This is a genomic window from Bradyrhizobium quebecense, assembly GCF_013373795.3.
In the GTDB taxonomy this organism is placed as follows: Bacteria; Pseudomonadota; Alphaproteobacteria; order Rhizobiales; family Xanthobacteraceae; genus Bradyrhizobium; species Bradyrhizobium quebecense.
Genome location: NZ_CP088022.1, coordinates 114875 through 128978 on the forward strand (window position 1 = coordinate 114875; position 14104 = coordinate 128978).

At 64.5% G+C, this 14104-nt stretch carries 17 protein-coding genes; 9 read left to right on the plus strand and 8 right to left on the minus strand.

The window, feature by feature from the left end; all coding sequences use genetic code 11:
* Positions 1 to 38: 38 nt before the first annotated feature.
* A complete protein-coding gene (locus HU230_RS00605) occupies positions 39 to 587 on the plus strand; it encodes a DUF4112 domain-containing protein (RefSeq protein ID WP_176533427.1) in 549 nt (182 codons plus the stop codon).
* A gap of 61 nt (positions 588 to 648) precedes the next feature.
* Here HU230_RS00605 and HU230_RS00610 read toward each other — a convergent pair whose 3' ends face one another.
* The 6 genes from HU230_RS00610 to HU230_RS00635 all read right to left on the minus strand — a co-directional run bounded on the left by HU230_RS00610 (position 649) and on the right by HU230_RS00635 (position 4717).
* Positions 649 to 939, minus strand: a complete 291-nt coding sequence (locus HU230_RS00610; protein WP_092117298.1) for a hypothetical protein — start codon at positions 937 to 939, stop codon at positions 649 to 651.
* A 222-nt stretch (positions 940 to 1161) separates the two neighbouring features.
* The gene (locus HU230_RS00615) at positions 1162 to 1326 is read right to left on the minus strand and encodes a DUF3309 family protein (protein ID WP_176533426.1); all 165 of its coding nucleotides are present in this window, start codon (positions 1324 to 1326) and stop codon (positions 1162 to 1164) included.
* Positions 1327 to 1463: 137 nt separating this feature from the next.
* Entirely contained in the window at positions 1464 to 1841 is a 378-nt protein-coding gene (locus HU230_RS00620; protein ID WP_224942787.1) for a hypothetical protein, read from the minus strand.
* Positions 1842 to 2019: 178 nt separating this feature from the next.
* A complete protein-coding gene (gene msrB / locus HU230_RS00625) occupies positions 2020 to 2433 on the minus strand; it encodes a peptide-methionine (R)-S-oxide reductase MsrB (protein WP_176533425.1) in 414 nt (137 codons plus the stop codon).
* A gap of 115 nt (positions 2434 to 2548) precedes the next feature.
* Complete coding sequence (gene msrA / locus HU230_RS00630; protein WP_176533424.1) at positions 2549 to 3265, minus strand: peptide-methionine (S)-S-oxide reductase MsrA; 717 nt, start codon at positions 3263 to 3265, stop codon at positions 2549 to 2551.
* Positions 3266 to 3607: 342 nt separating this feature from the next.
* On the minus strand, positions 3608 to 4717 hold the full coding sequence (locus HU230_RS00635; protein WP_176533423.1) for an ATP-dependent DNA helicase: 1110 nt from the start codon (positions 4715 to 4717) through the stop codon (positions 3608 to 3610).
* A 219-nt stretch (positions 4718 to 4936) separates the two neighbouring features.
* Between HU230_RS00635 and HU230_RS00640 the strand changes: the two genes are divergently transcribed.
* The 7 genes from HU230_RS00640 (at position 4937) to HU230_RS00670 (ending at position 11929) form a co-directional block, all read left to right on the plus strand.
* Positions 4937 to 6142 carry an LLM class flavin-dependent oxidoreductase gene (locus HU230_RS00640; protein ID WP_176533422.1) on the plus strand — a complete coding sequence of 402 codons (1206 nt, stop codon included), beginning with the start codon at positions 4937 to 4939 and terminating at the stop codon, positions 6140 to 6142.
* A 415-nt stretch (positions 6143 to 6557) separates the two neighbouring features.
* The gene (locus tag HU230_RS00645) at positions 6558 to 7508 is read left to right on the plus strand and encodes a sulfonate ABC transporter substrate-binding protein (protein ID WP_176533421.1); all 951 of its coding nucleotides are present in this window, start codon (positions 6558 to 6560) and stop codon (positions 7506 to 7508) included.
* Between the two features lie 49 nt (positions 7509 to 7557).
* A complete protein-coding gene (locus HU230_RS00650) occupies positions 7558 to 8511 on the plus strand; it encodes a sulfonate ABC transporter substrate-binding protein (RefSeq protein WP_176533420.1) in 954 nt (317 codons plus the stop codon).
* Positions 8493 to 9674, plus strand: coding sequence for an FMNH2-dependent alkanesulfonate monooxygenase (gene ssuD / locus HU230_RS00655; protein WP_176533419.1), 1182 nt, complete (start codon positions 8493 to 8495; stop codon positions 9672 to 9674). The genes HU230_RS00650 and ssuD overlap by 19 nt, the downstream gene beginning before the upstream one ends.
* On the plus strand, positions 9671 to 10477 hold the full coding sequence (locus tag HU230_RS00660) for an ABC transporter permease subunit (protein WP_050631820.1): 807 nt from the start codon (positions 9671 to 9673) through the stop codon (positions 10475 to 10477). The genes ssuD and HU230_RS00660 overlap by 4 nt, the downstream gene beginning before the upstream one ends.
* A gap of 8 nt (positions 10478 to 10485) precedes the next feature.
* Complete coding sequence (locus tag HU230_RS00665) at positions 10486 to 11331, plus strand: ATP-binding cassette domain-containing protein (RefSeq protein WP_176533418.1); 846 nt, start codon at positions 10486 to 10488, stop codon at positions 11329 to 11331.
* A 7-nt stretch (positions 11332 to 11338) separates the two neighbouring features.
* The gene (locus HU230_RS00670) at positions 11339 to 11929 is read left to right on the plus strand and encodes a flavin reductase family protein (RefSeq protein WP_176533417.1); all 591 of its coding nucleotides are present in this window, start codon (positions 11339 to 11341) and stop codon (positions 11927 to 11929) included.
* Between the two features lie 27 nt (positions 11930 to 11956).
* Here the strand turns inward: HU230_RS00670 and HU230_RS00675 are convergent, their stop codons facing one another.
* Positions 11957 to 12334, minus strand: coding sequence for a hypothetical protein (locus HU230_RS00675; protein WP_176533416.1), 378 nt, complete (start codon positions 12332 to 12334; stop codon positions 11957 to 11959).
* Between the two features lie 180 nt (positions 12335 to 12514).
* On the opposite strand from HU230_RS00675, the gene HU230_RS00680 reads away from it, so the two are divergent.
* Positions 12515 to 12670, plus strand: a complete 156-nt coding sequence (locus HU230_RS00680; protein ID WP_171947754.1) for a hypothetical protein — start codon at positions 12515 to 12517, stop codon at positions 12668 to 12670.
* Positions 12671 to 12713: 43 nt separating this feature from the next.
* On the opposite strand, the gene flbD is transcribed toward HU230_RS00680, so the two are convergent.
* Positions 12714 to 14099 carry a sigma-54-dependent transcriptional regulator FlbD gene (gene flbD / locus HU230_RS00685; RefSeq protein WP_176533415.1) on the minus strand — a complete coding sequence of 462 codons (1386 nt, stop codon included), beginning with the start codon at positions 14097 to 14099 and terminating at the stop codon, positions 12714 to 12716.
* Positions 14100 to 14104: the final 5 nt, after the last annotated feature.

The window sequence follows — 14104 nt, forward strand, 5'->3', positions numbered from 1 at the left end:
GTGACGCAACTTGAACCACCTGCCGGCGTTACCATCTGATGGCCATGCCCGAGGACGACATTTTCTCTCCCCACGCCACGCGATCGCGGCCGCCGTTCGGCGGGGCGCAGGCGCGCGGCAAGGTCATCGATCAGGACGGGCGCGAGCTCGGCGATGGCCCGCTGCATCCGCAGTTCCAAGGCTTTCAGGAAAGCTTCAGCTTCGACTTCCGCAACTCGACCGCCAACCCGTTCGGCAACCTGACGCGCGAGGAGCGGCTCGCACGGCTGGAGATGATCGCAAAGCTGCTCGACGTCGCCTTCGTCGTGCCGGGCACCAATGTCCGCTACGGCATCGACGGGTTGATCGGCCTGATCCCGGTGATCGGCGATCTCATCACCACCGCGATCTCGCTGTGGCTGGTGCGCGAGGCCCGCTTGCTGGGTGCGCCCTGGCACATCACCGCGCGGATGCTTGCCAATGTCGCGGTCGACGGCGTGGTTGGCATGGTGCCGGTGGCGGGCGATGCCTTCGACGTCATGTTCCGCGCCAATATCCGCAATGTGCGGATGCTGCGGCGCTGGCTCGACAAGCAGCCGAGACTCTAACCTCAAAAACAAAAGCCCCCGGATCGGTCCGAGGGCTTTTCGTTAGCGACGAGTAGAAGGTCTATGCAGCGTCGGCGTCGGTCTGGGCCGGCTCGGGGCGCGGACGGCGCGGCAGCGGGAAGCCTTCGCTCTCATACAGCGAACGGATGCCGTTCTGGTCGAAACGGGCTTCCTCGACCTGGAGATAGGCGCCGTTCAGCGAGTCCGCCGGCAGCTCTTCCATCGCAAAGCGCACGGCTTCGGCGGCAGTGCCGAAACGGCGATAGGCGAAGCCGGCCCGCTTCTTCTTGCGGATCGCGGCGGGGAACAGTTCGGCGGACGTGTTATAGTTGAACGGACGCAGGGGACGCATGGTCGACGACCTCTTGTGTTCTTGGCATAGAGCGGCGAAAGGGATTTTGGGGGACGGCGGCCTATAATCGGCGGCGCGCCGTACATGTCATTTCGATCCCTAATATAGGCCTCTTTGACAAAAATGCGACCCCAGAAGCGCCCCCGGCAGGGCACATGCTGAATCCGCGCATGGCACGCGGTCGATCAAAATAACTTAATCAATTTCAATAGCTTACAGCCATTAAATCTTGTCGAGCAAGGCCAGGATCACGACCACGATCAAAATCACCCCGAAAAGGCCCATTCCGGAGTGGCCGAGACCATAGCCATAGCCGCGGATGCGGCCGCTATAGCCGCCCAGCAGGATAATCAGCAGGAGGATGATGAGGATCAGTCCAAGCGACATGGCGCCCTCCTCAGAACAGGCGGCAGCCGCACGGCGAGACGCCTACGGCCCCGCGAATTCGGAGCAAAGCACATTCCGGGGCGCGAGTCGTTAAGGCCGCCGGCCGATCACGAGGATGTTGTTGGGCGCCGGGGCGGCTATTTCTTGCTTTCGTCGATCGGGAGCACCTTCAGGGGCGTCGGATAGGGCTCGACCCGCAGCGAGTCGCTGGCGATCAGGCCGATCTTGTGCAGCGGCGCCTGTTCGAGCTCGCCGGAAGCGGATTTGTGCACGGCGTATTGCCAGACGCTGATCGAGCCCTTGGCGACCAGCATCTTGGCGATGCCGCCGGCATTCTGGCCCTCGACTTGCGCGAGATCGGCATCCGTCAGGCCGATGGCGATTTCGTCCTTGGAGGTGATGACCTTGAACAGCGAGATCTTGTCGGCGGCGAAGGCCGGCATGCTCACGGCGCTCCCGATGACGAAGCTGGCAAGACCGAGACCAAACAAAAGCTTTGCTGGAATTGGCGACATCAAAATTTCCTTATGTTTACGCGCGCGGAAGGACGGCCGCGCCAAAACAAAACCCCGCGCGACCGGTTCTTGGTCGCGCGGGGCGGAGAAATTGTTCGACGTGAGGCCGGGATATTTGCCGGACCCGCCATCGTCATTGCCGGGCTTGACCTGGCAATCCATCGCAGAGCGGCAGCTGTTACTTCTTCTCGTTCAGCTTCAGCGCCGCCGAGTTGATGCAGTAGCGCAGGCCGGTGGGGCCGGGGCCGTCGTTGAAGACATGGCCGAGATGGCCGTCGCATTTCGAGCACAGCACCTCGGTGCGGATCATGCCGTGGCTCACATCGTGCTCCTCGTCGACATGGCTCTCGACCGCGGGCTTGGAGAAGCTCGGCCAGCCGCAGCCGGAATCGAACTTCTGGTCGGACTCGAACAGCGGCTGCCCGCAGCCGGCGCAGACATAGGTGCCCTTGCGCGGATCATGCTCATATTCGCCGGTGAAGGGCCGCTCGGTCGCCTTCTCCCGCAGCACGGCGTACTGCATCGGCGTCAATTCCTTGCGCCATTCGGCCTCGCTCTTGCGGACCTTGCCGTCGGTTTTGGTATCGGACATTCAACCTCCTTGGTTTGATCGTCATTGCGAGGAGCGGAGCGACGAAGCAAGCCATCTTTCCGCTTGCCGCGATATGGATTGCTTCGCTTCGCTCGCAATGACGGGAAGCGTCGCCTCAGTTGGTGACCTTGGTGCTGCTCACCAGCGTCGGCTTCTCGATGTAGTTCTCCGCGAAGATCTTCTTCAGGTTTTCGACCTTCGGGATGTCGTTATACGCAATATAGGGTTGGTTCGGGTGCAGCGTCAGATAGTCCTGGTGGTAGCCCTCCGCCGGATAGAACGCCTCCAGCGCGCCGACCTTGGTGACGATCGGCTTCTTGTAGACCTTGGCGGCGTTGAGCTGGGCGATATAGGCGTCCGCCACCTTCTTCTGCTCGTCGCTGGTCGTGAAGATCGCCGAGCGATACTGCGTGCCGGAGTCGGGCCCCTGGCGGTTCAACTGGGTCGGGTCGTGCACGACGGAGAAGAAGATCTGCAGGATCTTGCCGTAGGAGATCTTCTGCGGATCGTACTTGATTTCGACGGATTCGGCGTGGCCGGTGGTGCCGGTCGAGACCTTCTCGTAATCAGCATTCGCCTTGCTGCCGCCGGAGTAGCCGGACACCGCGCTGACGATGCCGGCGGTGTGCTGGAACACGCCCTGCACGCCCCAGAAGCAGCCGCCGGCAAGCACCGCGGTCTTGATGCCGGTTTCCGGCGCGCTCGCGGCCGGCGGCGGGATGACCACGGCGTCCTCGGCGGCAAGCGAGGGCGCAACGGCAAAAGCTGTGACGGCCAGCGCGCCGATCGCGGCGGCGTAAAGCGAGAGGCGGCTGAGGGAGCTTTTGGGCATGGGTTCCTCGTGGGATCGCAATTGGGGGCCAGTCTAGAGCGGGAGCCGGCATTGGCAAATCGGGCCGGGCTGCTCCGACGCTTCAAAATACGGGCGAGGGGGCGTTTTGTTACGGCGCCGGCCACACGGTTTCGTGAGGGAAATGCTGGTTATTCAGACGTGTAGGTGCCGTGGAGGTGCCATGCACCCGTCATCCTGAGGAGCCGCGGAGCGGCGTCTCGAAGGATGCACGGCCCGGCTGTGGCCGATTCATCCTTCGAGGCTCGCTCCGCTCGCACCTCAGGCTCGCTCCGCTCGCACCTCAGGATGACGGGTCTAGGAAGTGTAGAGTGCGCGGGACTTTCACACCACGATGCTCAGTCGCTTCGCCGCCCGCGTGATGCCGGTGTACAGCCACCGCGCGCGCGAGTCCTGGAACGCAAAGCTCTCGTCGAACAGCACGACGTCGTCCCATTGCGAGCCCTGCGACTTGTGCACGGTCAGCACATAGCCGTAGTCGAACTCGTCATAGGGCTTGCGCTGCTCCCACGGCACGCCCTCGACGCCGCCGTCGAAGCATTCGCCGCGCACCGAGACCTTGGTGACCTTGTAGCCGAAATCCTCGTCCGGCATCACGCGCATGGTGATGATCTTCGACTTCGACTGCGCGCGCGCCTTGACCCGCCACAGCCCGCCGTTGAACAGGCCCTTCTTGCGGTTGTTGCGCAGGCAGACCAGCTTGTCGCCGGCGACGGGGAGGGGATCCTCGATGTTCTGCCGCTGCCGCACCCGCATGTTGTAGGCGCGGCGGGTGTTGTTGCGGCCGACCAGCACCTGGTCGGCGCTCATCACGCGGTCCGGATCGAGCTCCTTGCGCGACACCACCTCGCTCTCGCCGTGGCGGCCGATCTCGAGCTCGCGGCCCTCGCGGATATCCATCGACATCCGCACGATCGGATCGTCCTGCGCCTGGCGGTGCACCTCGGTCAGCATCGCGTCCGGTTCGGCGTCGGTGAAGAAGCCGCCGCCCTGGATCGGCGGCAATTGCGCGGGATCGCCGAGCACCAGCAGCGGGCAATCGAACGACATCAGGTCGCGGCCGAGCTCGGCGTCGACCATCGAACATTCGTCGATCACGATCAGCTTGGCTTTTGATGCCGGAGCGTCGTCCCACAGCTCAAAACTCGGCTGCTCGACGCCGGACTCGCGGGCGCGGTAGATCAGGGAATGGATCGTGGAGGCGCTGTCGCAACCCTTGTTGCGCATCACGAGCGCCGCCTTGCCGGTGAAGGCCGCGAACTTCACCTCGCCGTCGACGCCTTCGGCGATGTGGCGGGCGAGCGTGGTCTTGCCGGTTCCAGCATAGCCGAACAGGCGGAATACCGGCGGCGTCCCGTTCTGGCCGGGCTTGGCTTTCAGCCAATCGGCAACGGCTTTCAGCGCGGAGTCCTGGTGCGGCGTAAAGGTGGTCATGAGCTTTCGGAAGGGTGAGCGCGCGATCAATAGCGCCGCGACTCAGCTCGTTACAAGCTAACCATTCGTGCGTTCCGATCAAGCCGGCTTCCGCTACGCGGAATTGGGGTTTCGTTCCCGAGGCTAGACTTGGGGTGTTACGGCACTAGACTGCCGTAAAACAACAAATGGTCGGGGACCACAACAAATGGTCAAGCACGCGACCTTGGGAGTGACGCCATGAAATTCGGCATCTTCTACGAGCTGCAACTGCCGCGCCCCTGGAACGATGGCGACGAGCTCAGGCTCTACCAGAACGCACTGACGCAATTGGAGACCGCCGACCGGCTTGGCTACGACTACGCCTGGGTCGTCGAGCATCACTTCCTCGAGGAATATTCGCACTCGCCGGCGCCGGAATCTTTCCTCGCCGCCGCGAGCCAGCGCACCAGGAACATCCGGCTCGGCCACGGCATCTTCCAGCTCACCACCAATCATCCCGCGCGCGTCGCCGAGCGGGTGGCGGTGCTCGATCTGCTCTCTAACGGCCGCTGTGAGTTCGGCATGGGTGAAAGCGCCTCGATCACCGAGCTGACGCCGTTCGGCCGCGACATGGAGACCAAGCGCGAGGTGTTCGAGGAGGCGGTGAGTGCGATCTTCCCGATGTTCACCAAGGTCGGCACCGAACATCACGGCAAGTATTTCGACATCCCGCTGCGCAATGTCGTGCCGAAGCCGGTGCAGAAGCCGCATCCGCCGCTCTGGATGGCCTGCTCGCAACTGCCGACGATCGAGCGCGCCGGGCAGAACGGGTTTGGTGCGCTCGGCTTCCAGTTCGTCAGCGCCGAGGCGGCGCATGCCTGGGTGCACGCCTATTACAACGCGATCACCAAGCGGCTGAAGAAGCTCGCCGACTACGAGATCAATCCCAACATGGCGCTGGTCTCGTTCTTCATGTGCGCCGAGACCGACGAAGAGGCGCGCAAGCGCGCCGACGGCGCGACCTTCTTCCAGTTCGCGCTGCGCTATTACGGCCAGGCGCAGAACCGGCAGCGGCCGGCACCCGGTACGGTCAACATGTGGGACGAGTACAACAAGTGGAAGCGCGAGAATCCCGAGGCGCAGGAGGCCGCGCTGCGCGGCGGCCTGATCGGTTCGCCGGAAACGATCGCTAAGAAGCTGCGGCGCTTCCGCGCGTCGCATATCGACCAGGTGATCCTGCTCAACCAGGCCGGCAAGAACACCCATGAGCACATCTGCGAGTCGCTCGAGCTTTTTGGGAAAGAGGTAATGCCCGAGTTCCAGCACGATCCCGAGCACGATGCCTGGAAGAAGGGCGTGCTTGACGGCTCGATCCAGCTCGAGGAGATCGACACTCAGGCGTTCTCGGACCGCTATGGTAAACTCGCGGTCAGTGTCGGCCCGAAGACCGCAGCCGCGGGCTGATCGAGAGCAGTAGCTTCAATCGGTGTGGCCGCGTGTTCGATCCACCTCTCCCCGACGGGGAGAGGTGGATTTGCGCAGCAAATCGGGTGAGGGGCCGCAGCTCCCGCGAGAGACTGTGACCCCTCACCCGGCGCTGCGCGCCGACCTCTCCCAAGGGAGAGGTGAACCACCGACGTTACTTTCTCTAATCTCATCGCGCTTTCATCCCCTGCAGCGACCTCGCGATCGCGTGAAGAAAATAATTCGCTACGCGCGACCCGCGCCTTGAACGAAACGGCACGTGCGATGCCTGCACCGAAGTGCCGGCATCGCTATTTTTGTGCGGTGCTCGACAGCTTCATTCGCGCGCCCCATCATCCTGACATTGCATGATCGCGTGTTGAGAAGCGCGCTTGATCGTCAGGAGAGTCTCGGAATGAAGCGTCGTGAGTTCCTCCAGCTGTCGCTTGCCACAGCAGCTGCTGCTGCGCTGTCAGGGCGCGCGCAGGCCCAGGCGGACGCGAAGGAAGTTCGTATCGGCTACCAGAAGAACGGCGTGCTCGTTATCACGCGCCAGCGTGAGGCCTTGGAAAATCATTTCAAGCCGCAGGGCGTCAGCGTGAAATGGGTCGAGTTCTCCTCGGGCCCGCCGATGATGGAGGCGATGAATGTCGGCAGCGTCGATTACGGCGCGGTCGGCGATTCCCCGCCGATCTTCGCCCAGGCCGCGGGCGCGGCCATCGTCTATGCCGCCGCGCAGCCCATCATCAACGGGTCGGGGATCCTGGTGCCGCAGAATTCGGCAATCACCGCCATCGCCGATCTCAAGGGCAAGCGTGTCGGCTTCACCAAGGGATCCAGTGCGCACAACGTCGTGATCCAGACGCTGGAGAAGGCCGGGCTGACCTATGACGACATCACGCCGGTCTATCTGACGCCGCCGGACGCAGGTCCTGCCTTTGCCAATGGCGGCATCGACGCCTGGGCGATCTGGGATCCGTATTTTGCGATCGCCGAGACCAGGCAGAACGGCCGCATTCTGGTCAAGAGCAGCGATATCACCAAGACCAACGCGTTCTACATCGCCAACCGCGATTTCGCGAACAAGCACGGCGCCCTGCTGCAGCAGATCGTCGATGTCACGACATCAACGGCGAAATGGGCCGAGGCGCATCCCGATGAGGTCGCGAAATCGCTGGCCGCCGTCACCGGCGTCCCGCTCGATATCCAGACCATCGCGGCAAAGCGGGCCGGCTTCTCGGTCGGCCCCGTGACCGACGACATCATTGCGACCCAGCAGGGCGTCGCCGATCGCTTCTTCAAGCTCGGCCTGATCCCAAGGCAGATCGCGATCCGCGACATCGTCTGGCGCAATACCCAGACCTGATCGGCGTCTTGCTCAGTTCCTTGGTGAATTCAATGCAAAGGATATTCCTATGACGCGTTTGTTTCGACGCTGGGTCGCCCGCGCGGTGCTGTCGGTCAGCATCGTGGCTGCTAGCGTCGGCGCCTCCTACGGTCAGGAGAAGGTCGTCCGCATCGGCTTCCAGAAATACGGCAAGCTGGTGCTGTTGAAAAGCAAGGGCTCGCTCGAGGAGAAGCTGAAATCGGTCGGCTACAAGGTCGCCTGGACCGAGTTTCCGTCCGGGCCGCCGCTGCTTGAAGCGCTCAATGTCGGCGTGATCGATTTCGGCAACACCGGCGAGGCGCCGCCGATCTTCGCGCAGGCCGCCGGGGCGCCGCTCCAGTATGTCGCCTACGAGCCGCCGGCGCCAAAGGGCGAGGCGATCCTGGTGCCGAAGGACAGCCCGATCAAATCGGTCGCCGATCTCAGGGGCAAGAAGGTCGCGCTGAACAAGGGCTCCAACGTCCACTATCTGCTGGTGAAGGCGCTGGAGAAAGCTGGCGTCAAATATCCCGAGATCGAGCCGGTGTTCCTGGCGCCGGCCGATGCACGCGCGGCGTTCGAGCGCGGCGCGGTCGATGCCTGGGTGATCTGGGATCCGTTCCAGGCCGCGGCGGAGGCCGCGACCGGCGCGCGCACCGTCGCCGACGGCACCGGCATCGTCGCCAACTATCAGTTCTACTTCGCCTCGAAGAAGTTCCTGCAGACCGATCCGAAGATCGTCGAGCTCGTGCTGGCGCAGCTGAGCGAGGTCGATGACTGGGCCAAGGGTGACATTCACGCCGTCGCCGAACAGCTGGCGCCGAGCATCGGCCTGTCGGTGCCGGTGGTCGAGGTCGCGCTGAAGCGGCAGGCCTACGGCATCAAGCCGGTCACCGATACCGTGATCGCGGATCAGCAACAGGTCGCCGACACGTTCTTCGCGCTCGGCCTGATCCCCAAACCAATCAAGATTTCCGACGTCGCATGGAGGCCGGGCACGTGAGCACCCCAACCAACGCCAACATCCTCTGGTTCCTGCCGACCCATGGCGACAGCCGCTATCTAGGCACGTCGATCGGCGGCCGCGAGGTGAACTTCAATTATCTGCGCCAGATTGCGCAGGCCGCCGACCAGCTCGGCTACTACGGCGTGCTGCTGCCGACGGGCCGGAGCTGCGAGGATTCCTGGGTGGTGGCCTCGGGCATCGCGCCCTGGACCGAGCGCCTGCGCTATCTTGTGGCGGTCAGGCCCGGCCTGCAATCGCCAAGCGTCGCCGCGCGCATGACCGCGACCTTGGACCGGCTGTCGAACGGCCGCCTGCTGATCAATGTCGTCACCGGCGGCGATCCGATCGAGAACAAGGGCGACGGCATCTTCCTCGATCACGACGAGCGCTACGCGGTGACGCGTGAATTCCTGAACGTCTACAGCGATCTGCTCGCCGGCAAGACGGTCAATGTCGAAGGCAAGCACATCAGGATCGAGGACGGCCGCCTGCTGTTCAATCCGGTGCAAACGCCGCGGCCGCCGCTGTATTTCGGCGGCTCGTCGGATGCCGGCATCGACGTCGCAGTCGATACCGTCGACAAGTACCTGACCTGGGGCGAGCCGCCGGCCCAGGTCGCCGAGAAGATCGCGAGGGTGAAAGCCGTCGCCGTGCAGCGCGGCCGCAAGCTCTCTTTCGGCATCCGCCTGCACGTGATCGTGCGCGAGACCAACGCCGAGGCGTGGAGGGCGGCCGACGAGCTGATCCAGTACGTCACCGACGACACCATCGCGGCCGCACAGAAGATCTTTTCGCGGATGGATTCGGTCGGCCAGCAGCGCATGGCGCAGCTGCACGGCGGCCGTCGCGACAAGCTCGAGATCAGCCCGAATCTGTGGGCCGGCGTCGGCCTGGTGCGCGGCGGGGCCGGCACCGCGCTGGTCGGCGATCCCGAGACCGTCGCCGCGCGGATCAAGGAGTATCAGGACGTCGGCGTCGATACCTTCATCATGTCGGGTTACCCGCATCTCGAGGAAGCCTATCGGTTCGCCGAGCTGGTGTTCCCGCTGCTGTCGTTGGCGCAACCCGGCAACGTGACGCCGATCCGCGTCAACACCGGGCCGTTCGGCGAGACCATCGGCAACGACTACCGTCCGCAAAAGCAGGCATCGCAATCATGAGCTTGATCGATTCGCTACCGCGCGTCGGCGCCCCCAAACTCCCCAAAATCGACGGGCTGATCCCCTGGATCGTTCCACTGGTCATTGTCCTGGTCTGGCAGCTTGCCTGCGTCACCGGCTACGTGCCGTCGCGGGTGTTGCCGGCGCCGACCGACGTGGCGCTCGCTGGCTGGAAGTTGCTGCTATCAGGCGAACTGATCCGCAACATCTGGGTCAGCTTCTGGCGCGCCTCGATCGGGTTTGTGATCGGCGGCGGAATCGGCTTTGCGTTCGGGCTCGCCAACGGCCTGTCGCAGCTGTCGGCGAAACTCACCGACACCACGCTGCAGATGGTGCGCAACATCCCGCATCTGGCGCTGATCCCGCTGGTCATCCTGTGGTTCGGCATCGACGAATCGGCAAAGCTCTTTCTCGTGGCGCTCGGCGTGTTCTTCCCGATCTATCTCAACACGCTGCACGGTATCCGTACCGTCGATCCGCAGCTGATCGAGATGGGCCGGATCTACGGCATGACCGACGGCGAGCTGTTCCGGCGGGTGATCTTCCCCGGCGCACTGCCCTCGATCTTCGTCGGCCTGCGCTTTGCGCTCGGCATCATGTGGCTGACCTTGATCGTCGCGGAGACCATCGCGGCGTCGTCGGGCCTCGGCTACATGGCGATGCAGGCGCGCGAGTTCATGCTGATCGACGTCGTCGTGCTCTCGATCCTGATCTACGCCTTGCTCGGCAAACTCGCCGACAGCGCCTCGCGGGCGCTGGAGCGCCTGACCTTGTCGTGGCACCCCGCGTTCCAGAAGAAGTGAGAATGAGAATGCAAGAAGCGCTTCGTTTCCAGCCGGTTGACGCCGAGCCGGTCGACCATGCCGACATCGTCGTGAAGCCGCGGCATCTGCGGCGAGTGACGGAAAGTGCGGCCCGCGGCCTGGCGCTGACCATCCGCGGCCTTCGCAAGGCGTTCGGCGACAATGAGGTGTTGCGCGGCATCGACCTGCACATTCCCGCGGGCCAGTTCGTCGCGATCGTCGGCCGCAGCGGCTGTGGCAAGAGCACATTGCTGCGCCTGATCGCCGGCCTCGACGCGCCGACGGCAGGCAGCATCGCCTTCGGTGAAGAACCCCGGGCGCAAGACGTCCGCGTCATGTTCCAGGAGCCGCGCCTGCTGCCCTGGGCGCGGGTGCTGTCCAATGTCGAGGTGGGGCTTGGGCGCGAGCGCTCATCTGCCGACGCGCAGGCCCGTGCCGAGCGGGCGCTGGTCGAGGTCGGCCTCGGCGAAAAGCGCGGGCAGTGGCCCTCGGTGCTGTCAGGCGGTCAGAAGCAGCGTGTGGCCCTGGCGCGGGCGCTGGTCAGCCAGCCGCGCGTGCTGGCGTTCGACGAGCCGCTCGGCGCGCTCGATGCGCTGACCCGGATCTCGATGCAGCAATTGCTGGAGCGGGTCTGGCGTGACCAGGGCTTTACCGCGATCCTGGTGACGCACGATGTCGCCGAGGCGGTCGCGCTCGCCGACCGCGTGCTGGTCATCGAGGACGGCCGGATCGCCGAGGATGTCACGATCGACCTGCCGCGGCCGCGCCGGCGCGGTTCGGCCGAGCTCGCCGCGCTCGAAGGCGAGATCCTGAAGCACCTGCTCGAGGGCAGCGAAGACACATCCGATCTGTGAGGTCGCCATGAATTCCGTCGTCCGCAATGTTTCGATCGAGCCCGCGGTGGCGGCCGATGAATTCCGTGGCGCGATGCGCCATCTCACCGGCGGCGTCAGCGTCATCACCGCCGGCCGGGGTAAGGAAATTTCGGGAATGACGGTGACGTCGGTGTCGTCGCTGTCGGTCGAGCCGCCGTCGCTGATCGTCAGCATCAACCGCGCCGCCTCGTCATGGCCGCTGATCGCGCGCCATGGCGTGTTCGGCGTCAACATCCTGACCGCGGATCAGCTCGACATCGCCGAGCGCTTTACCGGCAAGGGTGGCTTGAAGGGCGCCGACCGGTTCACTGGAGCCGAATGGACGACGCGCGCCACGGGCGCGCCGTTGCTGGTCGGGGCACTGGCTGCGATCGACTGTGAGGTCGAGGAGGTCATCGAGCGGCATTCGCACGCGATCGTCATCGGTCGCGTGCTCGACGTGATCGCATCGGAACGCACTGCCGCGCTGGCGTATTGGCACGGCGAATATGTCGCGATCGACCGCGACGAAGACGCCGCCAGACTGGCCGAGGTCAGCCTGCCGTCACGTCACGTTCATCCCCGGGGCGTGCGCTAGCGCGCAATTGCTGGTCCGAAGCAGCCCTTAGAAGACTGCGCTCAGCGACGCCGGGCTGTCGACGATCACGGTGCTGCCGCGGACGCCAGCCCATACGGCCTGGATGGTCTGAGCCGCATTGCCCAGCGGAATGCCCACAACGAGCGTGGTCGGGATACGGCCAAAGCTCGACGGGGTCTCGTTATAGGTGAAGCTCGCGACGACCGGCGAGACCTTGCCATTGACGGTGACGCCGAACATGCCGCCCGGGATATCGTTGCCGGTGGCGTAGGGATTCGGAACGTTGAGGGTGATGATCGCGGTGGTGCCGACGCCCTCCGGGATCGTCAGGCTGAGGCCTTGCATCGCCGTGAAAGTCCCGGAGTTGGTGGACAACGTGCCGCTGGTCTGCGCGTAAAGGGCCATATCACTCTCCAGTTGTCTAAATATAAAAGTGCAATAGGAGATTGAATACGGCAACTGCCCGCAAGACTCGAGGGATGAATGGCGAGGGAACGGCAAAGGGGCCGGCGCGGCAGGTTAGCCGTGGCGCTTTGCCCGCAAGCGCACTAAAAGCCGCGGATGTTTCGCAGACGTGACGGTTCGATGAAGCGCGTGGGAGCTTGGCTGTTCTATCTCGTCGGCGCAATCGCCGTCGCTTATCTTGCGCTCTATGCGTATGTGACCTTCACCGGCCGTGACATCACACCCGGCGATCCGATCCGGATCTTTCGCAAGCCCGATGCGCCCAACTATTCGTGAGGCATGGCAGTCGCGGCGGGTTTAGGCCGCCGCTTTCCTTTTCTCAGCCGGCGCTCGCCATGCGCTGATAATCGGGCGCGCCATTGCCGGCGGGGGTGATGGGGATGCCGCCGTCGGCATATTCGTTCAGCTTGTTGCGCAGCGTGCGGATCGAGATGCCGAGGATGTTGGCGGCATGGGTGCGGTTGCCGAGGCAGTGCTTCAGCGTTTCCAGGATCAGGTCGCGTTCGACGTCGGCAACCGTGCGGCCGACCAGCGCGCGGGTGACCTGCTCGGCGGCCAGCGTGGCGTGCGCGACCGCGGGCGCGGTCTTGGCGAGGTCGAGACGGTCGCCGTCGGGGGTCAGGATCGCGTCCGCGCCGATCTCGTCGCCCTGCGCCATCAGGACCGAGCGATGGATGGTGTTCTCGAGCTCGCGGACGTTGCCCTGCCAGCGGTTCGCGGTCAGGACGTGGCGGGCCTCAGTCGAGATCGGGCGGACCGCCACGCCGTTGGCCTCGGCATATTTCTTGGCGAAATGCTGCGCCAATTCGAGGATGTCGGCCGGACGATCGCGCAGCGGCGGGATCTTCAGGTTGACGACGTTGAGGCGGAACAGCAGGTCCTCGCGGAAAGAGCCCTCGCGCACCGCCTCCGACAGATTGCGGTTCGAGGTCGCGATGATGCGGATGTCGACCGGAACCGGCTTGGTGCCGCCGACGCGGTCGATTACGCGCTCCTGGATCGCGCGCAGCAGCTTGGACTGCAGGCGGACATCCATCTCGGAGATTTCGTCGAGCAGCAGCGTGCCGCCGGTCGCTTCCTCGAACTTGCCGATGCGGCGCGCCACCGCGCCGGTGAAAGCGCCCTTCTCATGGCCGAACAGCTCGGATTCCAGCAGGTGTTCCGGGATCGCCGCGCAGTTGATCGAGATGAACGGCCGCTTGGCGCGGGCCGAGCGGGAATGGACGTAGCGCGCCAGCACTTCCTTGCCGGTGCCGGATTCACCGGTGATCATCACGGAGGCGTCGGAGCCCGCGATCTGCTGTGCGAGCTTGATCACCCGGCCCATCGCCTCGTCGCGATAGATGAGATCGCGCGCGTCGTTGGCGACCGCGGCGAGCACCGCTGCGATCAGCTCGGGGTCGGGCGGCAGCGGGATGTATTCCTTGGCGCCGGCGTGGATCGCGGCGACCGCGGCGCGGGCATCGTTGGAGATGCCGCAGGCGACGATCGGCACGTGGATATGTTCGGCCTCGAGCCGCATCACGAGGTCGCGGATGTCGAGGCCGACATCGACCAGCAGGAGGTCGGCGCCCTTGCCGCTGCGCAGCACGTTCATCGCCTGCTCGGCGGCCTCGGCGTGGGTCACCGAGGCGCCGTTGTCCATTGCGATCTTGGTCGCGGTCGTGAGCTGGCCCTTCAGGGTGCCAACGATGAGAAGCCGCATGATGA